A 13,169-nucleotide genomic window follows, 5' to 3' on the forward strand; every position below is an offset into this window, starting at 1 on the left:
CACAGGCGCGTGACAGGAAGGCCAAATATTGTGAACCGGCAGCCCTTTCATTGTGCGCCGCACACATTTTGCAGGCACCCCGTCCTTGCCAGGCTATTGTAGGGTGCGCGTCACCATCGGACGCAACCGGTCTCGATTGGGTTCAATTTCACGGTCAACGTAAGGTGAAAACGACGGAACGCGGCCACAGTTCCGGCGAGAATCGGCCCGTCAGATCGGTCGGAAGTAGTGAAATACCGCCGTCTCAGGCGCCGAGGATGTCGTGGACCTCGAGCGGCTTGTCGACCTGGTTGAACCACTCGGCCCGGTTGGCGGCGCGGCGGCGGCCGCGCTCGTCCAGCGGCAGCTTGAGCTGGCGGAGCAGGCTCGTCACCTCCTCCCGTGCGGTGAGATGGCCGAGATTGGGCCGCATGCCGAGCGTGGCCTCGTCGATCTCGTCGAGGGCGGTCAGGCCGCGCGGGAAAAATTCGCGATAGACGACGCGTTCGGCGAAGCCGTCGACGTAGCGGAAGCCGAGCCGCAGCGACAGATCCTTCAATCCCTCGGCGACCAGCTGCTTGTTGCGCGAGCCGAGCATCGACAGGCGATTGCGCACGACGATCCAGTCGGTGGTCGAGCCGTCGAGCTGGCGGCGCTTGCGCCTGACGTCGCGCACCATCTCGGCGTAATGGCTCTCGCCCGTCACCGCGTAATTGGCGGGATCGACGGTGCCGAGTACGTCGAAATCCAGGAAGCTGTCGTTGATCGGCGTGACCAGCGTGTCGGCCATCGAGTGCGCAAGCCGCATCAGATAGCTGTCGGTGCCAGGCGTATCGATGACGATGAAGTCGAAGCTGCTCTCGACCGCCGAAACCGCCTCCATGAATTGCTGGAACTCGGAATTCTCGTTCTCGGCGATCTGCATGGTCTCGCCGAGCTTGATGCAGCGATGGACCGGCAGTTCGAGGTCGAGCTTGGTGCGGCGGGCCCAGGCGGCACGGTTGCCGATGTAGTGCGTGAAGCTCTGCTGACGGCAGTCGAGATCGATGGTGGCGACGCGCTGGCCGGCCTTGAGGAGCGCAACCGCGATGTGCAGGGCGGTGGTCGACTTGCCGGAGCCGCCCTTCTCGTTGCCGAGCACGACCACATGAGCCGAGCCGGATTGGCCTTGGCTAGCCTGCAAAAGCATTGCGATCCTCAACAACCCTAATCAATATCTTCGAGTTGGCCGCGTCTGCGGTCAAGTGAAATGCGTGACGGCCCATGCAAATCGTACTGCGCCGTTCTTCATCATGAATAGCAGTGCCAATCTTCGTCTGTGATCCGGCCCACAATGTCGCGATGTCGTGCGCGACGTTGCGCGGGATGCTGTGCCGCATCCGGATGCATGGCGTCCACGATCGCCGCTTGTTAAGGTTAGCCGCCCCTGGCGCCAGGTCATGCCGCGCCGATTTTAGAACCCTGTCGAGTCCTGATGTCAGCAAGCCCCTTGATCGCCCGCACGGTCCCGGCCTTGCGCCGCGCCGTCGACAATCTCCGCAAGCGAAAGGCTACCATCGCACTGGTGCCGACCATGGGGGCCCTCCATGACGGGCATGTGTCTCTCGTCCGCCTCGCCAAGCGGCGCGCCAGCCGCGTCGTGGTCTCGATCTTCGTCAACCCGACCCAGTTCGCCCCGACCGAGGACTTTGGCGCCTATCCACGTACCTGGAAGGCCGACATCGCCAAGCTCGCGGCCGAGGATGTCGATATCGTCTGGCACCCCGGCGTCGAGGCGATGTATCCGAAGGGCTTTGCCACCCGCATCGTGCCGGAGGGACCGGCGCTCGCCGGCCTCGAGGACCGCTTCCGCCCGCATTTCTTCGGCGGCGTCGCCACCGTCGTCGGCAAGCTGTTCACGCAAGTCAGGCCGGACTTCGCGATCTTCGGCGAAAAGGACTTTCAGCAATTGCGGGTGGTGACGCAGATGGCGCGCGACCTCGACCTCGGGGTGAAGGTCGTCGGCTCACGCACGGTGCGCGAGCGCGACGGACTCGCGATGTCCTCGCGCAACGTCTATCTGTCGCCCGAGGAGCGGCAGACCGCCGCCATCCTCTACCGTGCCATGAAGGACAGTGCCGGCCGCATCCGTGCCGGCGAAGCCATCGCGCCAGCCATGAGGCGTGGCGCCGCGACGATCGAGGCGGCCGGCTTTGCGCTCGACTATTACGAGGCGCGCCATGCCGAGACGCTGGCGCCGGTCACCTCGCGCAAGGACGGCCCGTTGCGGATCCTGGTCGCCGCCAAGCTCGGCACGACCCGACTGATCGACAATATCGCGGTTTAGAGCAGCCCCAGATCGCGCAATTCGCGCCGCATCGGCTCAGGCATCGCCGCGATCGAGCCGGCGGCGGATTTGCCGAGATCGGGCGGCACGGAGTCATCGGTGAGATAGCGCCAGCCCTGGAACGGACGCATCGGCCGCGGCGACACCGAGACGACCTTCGGCTGCATCACGATGCGGCAGCGCCCGATCCCGTCCTTGTCGCGGAACGGCTCGATGCCGATGATCTTTTCCCGCGCGGCGATCTCGCCCTTGATCACCCAATAAAGCGACCCGCCCGCCAGGATCTCGGCGTCGCGCTTGGGGACCATGCGGGTGATGTGGATGTGATGTTGCGGCAGACCCTTCTTCTTGGCGGTCTGCATCCGTTCGGCGATCCACTCCTTCAGTTCCTTGACGGAGTCGCAGCCGACGGCGAGCTTGATCAGATGTAGCGGCATGCCCAAGCATTAGCCGGGCAGCACCGCATTTGGAATGCCGATCTACTCGTTATCCGCAGCCGCGGGCGCGGCCGCCGGAGCTGGCGGCGGAGCGAGCGGAACCGGTGCTGCGGGAGCGCGTGCAGCCTTCGGAGCCGGCGGCTTCCTGGCCGCAGGCGGCGGGGCCTGGGCCGAGGCGGCTGCCGGCGCGCGCGGTGCCGGCGCCGCGTTCGCAGGCGCCGCCTGCCGCGTCGTCGCGGTGGGCTCCGGATTCATGATGCTCACCGGCGGCGTCGACGCGGCGCTCGGGAACTCGGCGCTGGTCGGCTTGCCCGTCGGCATCGAGGGCGGCAGCCCGGCGAGCGCGGCAGTGGCCGGCATCGGCGGCACCGTTGCAGGCGCGTTCCAGGTCGGCGCATGGCGCGCGACCAGCGTGTCGTAGAGATGGGAATCCATGTTGGCGGCGACCTGCTGCTGGTCGGTCAGCGAGCGGAACGCGGCGCAGTCGAACTGCGTGCAGCCGTCGCGCACGACCAGCACCTGCGCCACGAGGCCGTAGCGATCGTGCTCCAGCGCCTTGCGCAGCACTTTCATGTCCGTCGTCAGGCTCTTCTCGGCGGTCGCGGCATCACCGAGCGCGGTCAGCCGGTCGATTCGGGACGCGGTGTAGGAGACGGCGGCAGCCGCGGCATCCGGCGAGCCGAACAGTGCCTTCTCGCAGCCAATGGCGACCGCATCGCCGGCGAGATCGTCGAGACAGGACAGAGCCGGCAGGCTCGCCATGACCGCGTTATTTTGCGCGCGTGCTTCGGTCGGGGCATCGTGCCCCGCCGGTCCATAGACGCGGACGGTTGCCGCTCCGGCGATCGCGATGGACAGCAGCGTGATCACCGTCAGCGCACCGTTGGCGATCGACCTGTCGGCGCGCAGCAGCGTGATCAGCAGGATCAATCCGAAGAATCCAGCAGCCGCCAGCGTCATCCACATCGGAAAGGCCGGCGAGCGCCAGATTTGGTCGAGCGAAGTGGCCCAAGCCCAGTTCATGCGCGACGTCCCCTCACGCGAGCAGAGAGCGAATGGTCAAGCGAGCCCCGCGAAGTCGGCAACTGCCCCGGGGCACCTTTTGAAGGTGAAGCGGGCCTTTTCACGGCGGCAGGACACAAATCCGCAGGTGGCGCGAATGCGCGGGGAGCGTCAGTCTTCAGGAGAGCGCGAGCTGGCTTTCCTTGGCGACGCGTTCGAAGGCTTCAGTCGAGCTCTTGATCCGGTACTGGCAGTCGTCGCCGTCGGTCGGCAGCAGGCGGATGACCTCGTACGAGCCGCTGGCAGCGGGGCGCGCGACGTTGCTCGCCGTGAACAATACGCGCGTTCCAATCGGGAATTTGTGCTTCAACACCCTCTCCATCACTCAAACAACGCCTGCCACGCCCATGGTCCCACTGCGACGGCCGGCCGGAAACCCGCGTGCTGTATAGCACGCAGCCAGCCGTTTTGGCCAGCGCCATGCCAGCATGGCAAACACGCAAATCCTGCAGTCTTTTCAGAATGATAGGGATGCAACCGGCGGGCCGATGATACCGTCGGGACGGCATGTTCAGGCGGCATGTCGCAGGGCCGGTCGCAGCCCGGATGGGCCATCGCGCCGATCAATGTCCGGAACCTGAGCGCCGCCGGCCGGAACACGGCCAGCGGCCTCGTTCCGCCCCTGCGGTCAGGCGTCCTCGAACTTCGCAATCACGAGGGTTTCGGCCAGCCCGTCGCGGGTCCATTCCTGGAACGCCGGCAGCGCCATCATCGTCTCCATGTAAGCCTTGGTGTCCGGCGCGACGTCGATCGCATAGGTGCGCAAGCGGTGCACGACCGGCGCGTACATCGCGTCCGCCGCGCCGAAGCGGCCGAACAGGAATGGACCCGTGGCGCCGTAGCGCGTGCGACATTCCCGCCAGATCTCCTCGATGCGCGCGACGTTGGCCTTGGCATCGGCCGACAGCGCCACGGGCCGGATCGGCCGGTGCAGGTTCATGCCGCATTCACTGCGCAGCGGCACGAAGCCGGAATGCATCTCGGCGCATACCGATCGGGCATGCGCGCGCGCGGCGACGTCGTCGGGCCACAGCTTTACCTCTGGATAGCGCTCGGCGATGTATTCGATGATGGCAAGCGAATCCCACACGGTGACGTCGCCGTCGACCAGCACCGGCACCTTGCCGGCACGGCTGAAGGACAGGATCTGCTCCTTGTCTGCGGGATTGTCGGTGTAGAGCGGGATCAGCGTCTCCACGAACGGGATGTCGTTGGCGCGAAGCGCGAGCCAGGGCCGCATCGACCATGACGAGTAGTTCTTGTTGCCGATCGCGAGTTTCAGCGCAGCCATGTCATCAGTCCTTCCCGAAACGTCCTTGAGCGAGCCGCTTTTAACGCCATCGCCTGCCGCCAATCAATCGTTGCTGCGCCCGGCCCTGCATGGCAATCGTGGCGCTTCGCGGCAGGAGACAGACATGAGCAGGCATTGGGTCGACATCACCGCCGTCGGCTTCTTCATCATCGAATGGCTGGTCTATGCCTTGACGCTGGAGCATTCGGCCTACGGCCGCGACAGCCTGTCGGCGCGCATGAACCGCTATCGCGAAGTATGGGTGCGCCGCCTGCTCGACCGCGACGCGCGCATGGTCGACATGCAGATCATGACCGCGCTGCAGAACGGCACCGCCTTCTTCGCCTAGACCAGCCTGATCGCGCTCGGCGGCGCGCTGGCGCTGCTGCACGCCACCAACGACGCGATCACGATTCTGAGTAAGCTGCCGATCGACCTCAGCACCTCGCCGGCGATGTGGGAGCTGAAATGCGTCGGCCTCGTGCTGATCTGCGTCTATGCCTTCTTCAAATTCGCCTGGGCCTATCGCCTGTTCAACTATGTCGCGATCCTGTTCGGCGGCATGCCGCCGGCCGAGCGGCGCGACACGCCGGAGGCGGAAGCCCATGTCATCCGCACCTCCCGCCTGTTCGAATCCGCCGGCCGCCATTTCAACCGCGGCCAGCGCGCCTTTTTCTTCGCCCTCGGCTATCTCGGCTGGTTCGTCAGCCCCTGGCTGCTGTTCGTGACCACGGCGGCCGTGGTGGTCGTGACCTGGCGAAGGCAGTTCGCATCGAGCGCATGGGCCGCGATGGCGCCGGAGGCGGCGGACGGTGGCGAGGGCATCAGGCGCGGTCATTGAGGGCGTCTCGGCGACGCGACGCGGTGCCGTAGGGTGGGCAAAGGCGCGCTTGCGCCGTGCCCACGAGCTTTCTCCATGAGCAACAGGGCGTGAGCACGCTTTCCGCCATCGCTCTTCGAGCTATGGCGGACAAGACGCTTTGCCCACCCTACGAGATCGAGTGTGTGCACGCATCTCAGTTGCAGACATGACTTTGCGGCCTCGCGGCTGAGATCACCCGAGCTTTGCTTCATCTCTCCGCCCTCCAATCCAAGAGGGCACAGGGAAGGCCGGGTGCCGACTGGCACCCGCGGTCCGCTGCGCGAAAATGCACACGCAGAAAGAACCGCACAGCAGCATACAGGTGTCGCCGATCACTCGGCCTTCCCTGCGCGATGGTTGCACGGCTTATGCCGTGATCTCCCGGGAGCCGAACTTTCCTTTGGCCTCCCTCGCCATTCGAATTGACGATGCCGTCCACCCGGTTGGGCTCGCGCACATCTTCGAACAGCTTGACCGTGGCAACGACGGTCAGGACCACACGGTTTTGCCGTACGCACGGCCCGCCATTTCACCTGCAGTATTCCCGGCCCTGTCGACGAAGCCGGAAACTTACAGACGAGACGAAGCCTGACAGCGCCGTCGTCCGCACGAAGCCTCGGGCTCACAGGGACTACCCGCCCTGCCCGCACCTCTCATGCCGACGCTGCCGCGTCCACCGCAAGCCCGGCTCGCGAACATGACGACTTCACGTCGCCCCTCTTGGGTGAGCCGGGATGGACGACACATACGCCGAAACCGAATTTCGGTAAAGTGGAATATTTTTGCAGCGACGGATTGACAGAGGGCGACACAGACGCGGTCTCGTAGCCCGGATGAGCGCAGCGACATCCGGGACGGTGCGGGATGCCGGGCGAGCGGCCCCGGGTATCGCTTCGCTCACCCGGGCTACGGGAGCTACGGCAGCGCTACGACCCGAAATCGCGCGGGCTGAACGGCAGGTCCATGACCTTCCACTCACCGTACAGATTGGCGGGCAGCATCTTGTAGGGTTGACAGGTCTGAAGCGCGCTCATGGCGGACTTCACGAGCGCCACGCCTTTCGCGGACGGCGGCGCCTCGATCAGAATCGGCTCGCGCGCCAGCGTGCCGTCGGTCGCAAACACCGTGCGCAGCTTGATGTGAACGGCGTCGGTGGGGCTCAGTCCGGCCGGCAATTTCGCACAGCTGCGCAAATGGCGACGAAGCTCGGCGATGATCTCGGGCGGCAGCTTGGCTGCGATTGAATCCTTGGCATCGCCGCCATCGTCCTTGGGGGTTTCTTTCGGCAGCTCCGGCGGCAATTCCGGCGGCAGGCCGAGCAGGACGCCGTACTTCACGGTGACGTCGGGCTGCGGAGCCTGATAGGCAGGCGGCGGCGCGGACTGGGGCGGCGGTTGCTGTGCCTCTGGCTGCGGCATCGCCTGAGGCGGCGGTTGCGGAAGCGGCTGAGGCTGTTGTTGCTGCGGCGGCTGTTGCGGCGGCGGCTGCTGTTGCGGCTGCGCGGCGGCCTCGCGCGGCTTGGGAGGCTGCGCGGGCTGCGGCTGCTTCTGCTGCGCCGGTGGCTGCGACGATTGCGGCGAAGCCTGCGGCTTGTCCGCGGTCATCGCTGCCGAGTCTGCCTTATCGGCGACATCCAGCTTCGGCAGTTTCAGCTCGGGCTCCGGCGGTTTCTCCTTGGCCGCCTCCTTCGTCTCCTGCTGCCTGATCTCTTCCTTCACCTGCTCAGGCGTGACGATGTCGACGGTCACGGTCTCCGGCTGCTGGCTGCGAAACGGATGAACCTCGCTGATCACGATGATCAGGGCCACCAGCGTCAGATGCGCGATCGCTGACGCCGCAATGTCCGTCCGTATGATCTTCCGCAGTTCCATCGACCGATCTTGGGTTGCCGTCGCGGTCCTAGCATACCCCGGCCGCCTCTCAATCCCATTTCGGGGCGAAGCCGAAGTCGGTCAGGCGGCCCTTCGGACTGGCGAGTGCGGCGATCCGGCTCATCTCGTCCTCCGACAGCTCGAAATCGAATATCTCGATGTTCTCGGACAGGCGTTCGACGCGCGAGGTGCGCGGGATCGCAGCGACATTCTGCTGCACCAGCCAACGCAGGCAGACCTGGGCCGGCGACTTGTGGTGGGCGCGTCCGATCTCGCCCAGCGTCTGGTCCGACTTGATGCGCCCTCTGGCGATCGGGCTGTAGGCGACGAGTGCAAGCCCGTGCTGGTCGCAGGCCGCCCTCACCTTCGACTGGTCCAGATAGGGGTGGTATTCGACCTGGTTGCAGACCAGTGGCTCCGGCGACAGCGCGACCGCCTGCTCGATCAGCGCCACCGTGAAATTGGAGACGCCGATGTGACGGGTCAGGCCCATCGTCTTGGCATGCGACAGCGCGCCCAGCGTCTCCGCCAGCGGCACGTGCGAATTGGGCCAGTGCAACAGCAACAGGTCGACGGAGGGAAGCCGCAACCGGGCCAGGCTCTCCTTGACCGAGCGCTCGAGATCGTGGGGCGCGAAATGGTTGGTCCAGACCTTGGTGGTGAGGAAGACGTCGTCACGGCGCACGCCCGAGGCGCGCAAGCCGTCGCCGACCTCGCGTTCATTGTCGTAGGCCTGCGCGGTGTCGATGTGGCGATAGCCGAGCCGCAGCGCCTGCTCGACCACGCGCGCGGCAGGCCTTCCGCTCAGCTCCCAGGTCCCGAGCCCGATCGACGGGATCCGTGCACCATTGGCCTCGACGAACAGCATGAGGGCTCCTTTTCTGTTGCGCAGCCCCTGACGTCATCAAGTCTCATTATGGACCCGGGCAATGACGCTGCCAACGGAGGCCGCGGCAGTTCACCGGGATATTTGGCGCAATGCTAACAGGAGGTTCGCGTCGGCGCTTGGCAGCCATCGACGTCAAGGCTTTGACGTCAGGGCTTTGACGTCAGGCTTTGGCGAGCGCCTGGAACACCGTATCCGGGGCGTGCGCGATCACCGCGAGCAGCGCGCGGGCCGGTCCCCGCGGGGCGCGCTTGCCCTGCTCCCAGTTGCGGATGGTCTCGACGGGAACGCCGAGCTTGGCGGCGAACTCCATTTGGGTCAGGCAGGCGCGGCGGCGCAAATCGCGCACCGCCAGCGAAGAGGTGTCGGCCGGCGCGGCAGTGATCGTGGACTCGACCGGAGACGGCTGGACCGGAAATTCCTGTCCGTCCCGCACCTCGACAATCCGTCCGTCTGCCTTCAATCGCACACGCATGCCCATTCCCCCAAGCGCGGCGATGATGCGGCAGGTCGCTTAAGTTCGGATTAAAGATGGTCTCGTGCCCCGGACGCAGCGCAGCGCTTCTTCAGCGGTGCGCTGCAGAGCCGGGGCCCAGTCGCCGCACTGGACCGTGCTGCTTGCTGGGTCCCGGTTCTGCGCAGCAACGCGAAGGGGCGTTGCAGCGCGCCCGGGACACGAGAGTGAGGGTGAGCCCTACCTCAACCCGAACCACAGCGTCGCAATGCCGAGGAAGGAGAAGAACCCGACCACATCGGTCACGGTGGTGACGAACGTGCCCGAGGCCACGGCCGGGTCGGCCCTGACGCGTTCGAGTGCCATCGGGATCAGGATGCCGCCGAGCGCGCCGGCGATCAGGTTGCACACCATCGCAAGCCCGATGACGATGCCGAGGCCCGGGATCCTGAACCAGGCCACCGCCGCGATCCCCGTGATCACGGCAAAGGCGAGCCCGTTGACGAGACCGACCATGCCTTCGCGCATCACCACGCGCCAGGCGTTGGAAGCGCCGAGTTCGCGCGTCGCCAGCGCCCGCACCGCCACCGTCATGGTCTGGGTGGCGGCATTGCCGCCCTGGCTTGCGACGATCGGCGCCAGCACGGCGAGCGCGACCATCTTCTCCAGCTGCCCCTCGAACAGGCCGAGCACGGAGGACGCCAGGAAGGCGGTGGCGAGATTGACCAGCAGCCAGTTGAACCGCGCGCGTGCAATGGTGAACACGGTGTCGGACAGTTCTTCGTCGCTGGTGACGCCGCCGAGCGCCTTGAGGTCCTCGTCCGCCTCCTCCTCGATGACGTCGACGACGTCGTCGACGGTGATGACGCCGACGAGGCGATCCTGGGTGTCGAGCACGGGAGCCGCGACGAGATTGTACTTGCCGAACAGGCGCGCCACCTCCTCCTGGTCCTCCAGGACGGAGACGCGGCGGCGATCCTCGTCGGTCAGTTCGGTGAGCGGCACCGGGCGGCGCGCCCGCAGCAGCACGTCGAGCGAGACCGCGCCCTGCCAGTGCTGGTCCTTGTCGACGACGTAGATCTCGTAGAAGCGGTCCGGCAGATCCGGCGTCTCGCGCATGTAGTCGATCGCCTGGCCCACGGTGAAATCCTGGGGCACCGCGATGAACTCGGTCTGCATCCGGCGGCCGGCCGAATTCTCCGGATACAGCAGGCTGCGTTCGAGCGCGACGCGCTCCTTGAGCGGCAGCTTTTCGAGGATTTCCTCCTGCTCGGCCTCGTCGAGGGTTTCCAGCAACTCCACCGCGTCGTCGGATTCGAGCTCGCGGACGCCCTCGGCGACCGTCTCCGGCGGCAGCTCGTCCAGGATCTCCTCGCGGACGCCCTCGTCGACCTCGTTCAGCGCGGAGAAGTCGAAGTCGGCCCCGGTCAGCTCGACCAGGCGGACCCGGTCGTCGGGCTCGAGGGCGCCGATGAGATCGCCGAGATCGGCCTCGTGCAGCTCGGCGACGCAGGCGCGCAACGAGGCGCTGTCGCCGGCCTTGATCGCATGGGCGATTTCCTCGACGAATTCGTGCCTGATATCGCCGTCTTCATTGCGCATCGGCACGTGGTCGAGTACCGAATCCGCAGCGGTCGGGGCACCGTCCATACGTTCATCCATGGTGCGCCTCGCCGTTTGACAGGTTGGATCAGGTGGTCTGGGCTGACGGTCTGGCAATACCCACAAGGCAAAGCCGAGCGCAATGACAAAGATGCTTCGACTGAAGTGGACCTCGATGTCGCTGGGCGCAGTCCTCGCTGCCTCGGTCGGCGTCGCTTCGGCAGTGGCCGCCGAGTGTCCGCGCAAGGACGCGCTCGGCACCTCGCGCGTGCTGAGCGTCGATGCCAGGACCACGCCGCGCGTGGGCCTGAAGAGCTTTCCGCAGACGCTGCCGCTCGCCGATCACGAGGTCGTGCTGACATTCGACGACGGGCCGAACCCGCCGACGACGTCGAAGGTGCTGGCGGCGCTGGCGCAGGAATGCGTGCGCGCGACCTTCTTCCTGATCGGATTACACGCCAGCCAGCAGCCGGACATGGTCAAGCGCATCGCCCGCGAGGGCCACACCATCGGCCACCACACCTTCTCGCACCCGTTCATGGCGCGGATCCCGTTCGACAAGGCGAAGAGCGAGATCGACCGCGGCATCGCGGCCGACGAGATGGCACTGCACGGCACCTCGACGACGACGCCCTCGACGCCGTTCTTCCGCTTTCCCTATTTCGAGGCGACGCAAGCGCAGCTCGACCTGCTCCAGTCGCGCGGCATCGTGGTGTTCGGCGCCGACCTCTGGGCCAGCGACTGGAACGAGATGACGCCGGAGCAGGAACTGAAGCTGGTCACGGAGCGCCTTGCGGCGGCCGGCAAGGGCATCATCCTGTTTCACGACCCCAAGGCGCGCACCGCCGCGATCATGCCGGCCTTCCTGCGGTATCTGCGCGAGAACGGCTTCCGGATCGTCCACATCGTACCGTCGGGCACGACACAGAAGAACGCCGACGCGCGCTGATGCCGGAATGTCACGCCAGCGCAAAATGGGGTGATTTGCGTCCTATTAACACTCTGTTCATGCTACCCCCTCCAAATGGGCAGGGACGACACGGCAGGAAAGGCGGCTTGCGCCTGAACCGTTTCCTGATGTCTCCGACCTACTATGGCGGCAATCGCGTATGAGGCAGACGGGGTTCATGATCGGAAGTGGCGTTGTCGTGCGGACGCGATCGTGGATCGTCCTTTGCCTCGGATTCCTGACGGTCAGTGCACCGGCGGCGCTTGCGGCCGAGTGTCCGGGCCATCCAGATGCGCTCGGGACCTCTCGCACCCTGGTGGTCGATCCGCGCGAGCATCCGCGGATCGGCACCATGCAGTACCGCGAGACGCTGCCCCTGAAGGACCATGAGGTCGTCCTGACCTTCGACGACGGTCCTCTGCCGAAATATTCCAATCAGGTCCTCAAGATGCTCGACGACGAGTGCATCAAGGCGACCTTCTTCATCATCGGCAGCCAGGCCAAGGCGAACCCCGAAGGCGTGCGCAAGCTGGTGGCGGCGGGCCACACCGTCGGCACCCACAGCATGAACCATCCGCTGACCTTCAACCGAATGCCGGCCGAAAAATTCGAACCCGAGATCAACGGCGGCATCGAGTGGACCTCGGCCGCGATGACCGATCCGTCCAAGCTGGCGCCGTTCTTCCGCATTCCCGGCCTGATGCGCGCCGAGGGCGTCGAGGACTATCTGATCTCGCGTGGCATCCAGGTGTGGAGCGCCGACTTCCCGGCCGACGACTGGCGCCATGTGTCGTCCGACCGCGTCTATCAACTCGCGATGCAGCGGCTGGAGGCCAAGGGCAAGGGCATCTTGCTGCTGCACGACATCCAGGCCCGCACGGTCGCGGCGCTGCCAAAAATCATCCGCGACCTCAAGGCGCGCGGCTATCGCATCGTGCATGTGGTGCCCGCGACCGCCGAGCGGCCGGCGACGCCGACCACGGCGGTGGAATGGCTGCTGCATCCGCCGACCGAGACCGTGCCGATCGCGCGCTGGCCTTCCGTTCCGAGCTTCGTGTTTACGCAGACCAGGACGCTGCCGGCGCCCTCGCTCGCCGACCTCAATGCGCAGACCGAGCATCAGCCGCTGCTGCCGCGCCGGACCAAGGGGCAGATGGACGTCGCGTCCGCCCTGCCCGTGCCCGGCCGCGCCCTGTTTGCGATTCCCGAGGGCTCGGTCGACGTGCTGCTGTCGACGACATTGTCGCGGCGTGCCGCGGCGCGGCTGGCAATGGCCGCGGAGACGCCGCATGCGGCCAGGGGCAAGACGGCTAAGGGCAAGGCAGCCGGGCTCCAGGGCCGGCGGCACATCGCGCATGCGGCAGCGGCCGCACCAAAGCCTGCCGCGCAAGCCAAGAGCGCGACGCCGCGCTCGACCCGCGTCGCCACCAGCATGAAGAAGCGCGCCTAA

The 13,169-nt window shown here is 66.2% G+C and carries 12 protein-coding genes and 1 pseudogene; 4 read left to right on the forward strand and 9 right to left on the reverse strand.

The window, feature by feature from the left end; genetic code table 11:
- Positions 1 to 244 precede the first annotated feature (244 nt).
- Positions 245 to 1,168, reverse strand: a complete 924-nt coding sequence (locus CIT40_RS19835; RefSeq protein ID WP_094891940.1) for a division plane positioning ATPase MipZ — start codon at positions 1,166 to 1,168, stop codon at positions 245 to 247.
- Between the two features lie 285 nt (positions 1,169 to 1,453).
- Here CIT40_RS19835 and panC point away from each other — a divergent pair, with 285 nt between their 5' ends.
- Positions 1,454 to 2,305: a pantoate--beta-alanine ligase gene (gene panC, locus CIT40_RS19840; RefSeq protein ID WP_094891941.1), complete on the forward strand. Its 852-nt coding sequence runs from the start codon at positions 1,454 to 1,456 to the stop codon at positions 2,303 to 2,305.
- Here the strand turns inward: panC and CIT40_RS19845 are convergent.
- From CIT40_RS19845 to CIT40_RS19860, 4 genes are all read right to left on the reverse strand, one after another.
- On the reverse strand, positions 2,302 to 2,742 hold the full coding sequence (locus CIT40_RS19845) for a DUF1489 family protein (RefSeq protein ID WP_091957023.1): 441 nt from the start codon (positions 2,740 to 2,742) through the stop codon (positions 2,302 to 2,304). The two genes, panC and CIT40_RS19845, sit on opposite strands and share 4 nt — an antisense overlap.
- A gap of 42 nt (positions 2,743 to 2,784) precedes the next feature.
- On the reverse strand, positions 2,785 to 3,765 hold the full coding sequence (locus CIT40_RS19850; RefSeq protein WP_094891942.1) for a hypothetical protein: 981 nt from the start codon (positions 3,763 to 3,765) through the stop codon (positions 2,785 to 2,787).
- A 157-nt stretch (positions 3,766 to 3,922) separates the two neighbouring features.
- The gene (locus tag CIT40_RS19855; RefSeq protein ID WP_018321158.1) at positions 3,923 to 4,126 is read right to left on the reverse strand and encodes a hypothetical protein; all 204 of its coding nucleotides are present in this window, start codon (positions 4,124 to 4,126) and stop codon (positions 3,923 to 3,925) included.
- A gap of 306 nt (positions 4,127 to 4,432) precedes the next feature.
- The gene (locus CIT40_RS19860) at positions 4,433 to 5,095 is read right to left on the reverse strand and encodes a glutathione S-transferase family protein (RefSeq protein ID WP_094891943.1); all 663 of its coding nucleotides are present in this window, start codon (positions 5,093 to 5,095) and stop codon (positions 4,433 to 4,435) included.
- 124 nt (positions 5,096 to 5,219) lie between these two features.
- Here CIT40_RS19860 and CIT40_RS19865 point away from each other — a divergent pair.
- Positions 5,220 to 5,936, forward strand: a pseudogene (locus tag CIT40_RS19865) (DUF599 domain-containing protein).
- A 947-nt stretch (positions 5,937 to 6,883) separates the two neighbouring features.
- On the opposite strand, the gene CIT40_RS19870 reads toward CIT40_RS19865, so the two are convergent.
- From CIT40_RS19870 to mgtE, 4 genes are all read right to left on the reverse strand, one after another.
- Positions 6,884 to 7,828, reverse strand: coding sequence for a hypothetical protein (locus CIT40_RS19870; protein WP_094891945.1), 945 nt, complete (start codon positions 7,826 to 7,828; stop codon positions 6,884 to 6,886).
- 49 nt (positions 7,829 to 7,877) lie between these two features.
- Positions 7,878 to 8,696, reverse strand: coding sequence for an aldo/keto reductase (locus tag CIT40_RS19875; RefSeq protein ID WP_094891946.1), 819 nt, complete (start codon positions 8,694 to 8,696; stop codon positions 7,878 to 7,880).
- A gap of 181 nt (positions 8,697 to 8,877) precedes the next feature.
- The gene (locus CIT40_RS19880) at positions 8,878 to 9,195 is read right to left on the reverse strand and encodes a helix-turn-helix domain-containing protein (protein ID WP_094891947.1); all 318 of its coding nucleotides are present in this window, start codon (positions 9,193 to 9,195) and stop codon (positions 8,878 to 8,880) included.
- A 213-nt stretch (positions 9,196 to 9,408) separates the two neighbouring features.
- The gene (gene mgtE / locus CIT40_RS19885; protein WP_094891948.1) at positions 9,409 to 10,830 is read right to left on the reverse strand and encodes a magnesium transporter; all 1,422 of its coding nucleotides are present in this window, start codon (positions 10,828 to 10,830) and stop codon (positions 9,409 to 9,411) included.
- A gap of 115 nt (positions 10,831 to 10,945) precedes the next feature.
- On the opposite strand from mgtE, the gene CIT40_RS19890 reads away from it, so the two are divergent.
- Positions 10,946 to 11,719, forward strand: a complete 774-nt coding sequence (locus CIT40_RS19890) for a polysaccharide deacetylase family protein (RefSeq protein ID WP_162307875.1) — start codon at positions 10,946 to 10,948, stop codon at positions 11,717 to 11,719.
- A 178-nt stretch (positions 11,720 to 11,897) separates the two neighbouring features.
- Positions 11,898 to 13,169, forward strand: a complete 1,272-nt coding sequence (locus CIT40_RS19895; RefSeq protein WP_094892063.1) for a polysaccharide deacetylase family protein — start codon at positions 11,898 to 11,900, stop codon at positions 13,167 to 13,169.

Origin of the sequence: Bradyrhizobium amphicarpaeae, assembly GCF_002266435.3 — a bacterium.
GTDB lineage: Bacteria > Pseudomonadota > Alphaproteobacteria > Rhizobiales > Xanthobacteraceae > Bradyrhizobium > Bradyrhizobium amphicarpaeae.

What these genes read in the sequence shown, in the direction of transcription:
- CIT40_RS19850 (WP_094891942.1), bottom strand. Translation starts at nt 3,765, where the DNA reads ATGAACTGGGCTTGGGCCACTTCGCTCGACCAAATCTGGCGCTCGCCG.
- CIT40_RS19860 (WP_094891943.1), bottom strand. Translation starts at nt 5,095, where the DNA reads ATGGCTGCGCTGAAACTCGCGATCGGCAACAAGAACTACTCGTCATGG.
- CIT40_RS19890 (WP_162307875.1), top strand. Translation starts at nt 10,946, where the DNA reads ATGTCGCTGGGCGCAGTCCTCGCTGCCTCGGTCGGCGTCGCTTCGGCA.
- CIT40_RS19855 (WP_018321158.1), bottom strand. Translation starts at nt 4,126, where the DNA reads ATGGAGAGGGTGTTGAAGCACAAATTCCCGATTGGAACGCGCGTATTG.
- CIT40_RS19875 (WP_094891946.1), bottom strand. Translation starts at nt 8,696, where the DNA reads ATGCTGTTCGTCGAGGCCAATGGTGCACGGATCCCGTCGATCGGGCTC.
- panC (WP_094891941.1), top strand. Translation starts at nt 1,454, where the DNA reads ATGTCAGCAAGCCCCTTGATCGCCCGCACGGTCCCGGCCTTGCGCCGC.
- mgtE (WP_094891948.1), bottom strand. Translation starts at nt 10,830, where the DNA reads ATGGATGAACGTATGGACGGTGCCCCGACCGCTGCGGATTCGGTACTC.
- CIT40_RS19845 (WP_091957023.1), bottom strand. Translation starts at nt 2,742, where the DNA reads ATGCCGCTACATCTGATCAAGCTCGCCGTCGGCTGCGACTCCGTCAAG.
- CIT40_RS19835 (WP_094891940.1), bottom strand. Translation starts at nt 1,168, where the DNA reads ATGCTTTTGCAGGCTAGCCAAGGCCAATCCGGCTCGGCTCATGTGGTC.
- CIT40_RS19870 (WP_094891945.1), bottom strand. Translation starts at nt 7,828, where the DNA reads ATGGAACTGCGGAAGATCATACGGACGGACATTGCGGCGTCAGCGATC.
- CIT40_RS19895 (WP_094892063.1), top strand. Translation starts at nt 11,898, where the DNA reads ATGATCGGAAGTGGCGTTGTCGTGCGGACGCGATCGTGGATCGTCCTT.
- CIT40_RS19880 (WP_094891947.1), bottom strand. Translation starts at nt 9,195, where the DNA reads ATGGGCATGCGTGTGCGATTGAAGGCAGACGGACGGATTGTCGAGGTG.